Annotated in this window: 1 pseudogene; it reads left to right on the forward strand. The window is 39.7% G+C overall.

The features are described from left to right. Positions 1–252 (forward strand): annotated as a pseudogene (locus tag AC6UD4_RS07360) (SF1B family DNA helicase RecD2); the annotation flags it as partial.

Here is a 252-nt window from a genome sequence, read left to right on the forward strand (position 1 = left end):
GTGTTGAGCTTAATCAGATTCATAGACAGAATGATGGATCGACGATTGTGGAATTGGCCCATGACATTAAAAATGGAGTGATGCCCCAAACACTTTTAGTAAATCAACGGGATCGCAGCTTTATTAATTGTAATACGCAACAAGTTGAATCAGTAATTAAACAAGTGGTTAATAAAGCAAAGGTTAAGGGATTCAGTTCGACTGATGTCCAAGTTCTTGCACCAATGTATCGGGGATCGGCTGGGATTGATC

This window comes from Fructilactobacillus sp. X3R5C2, assembly GCF_059901175.1.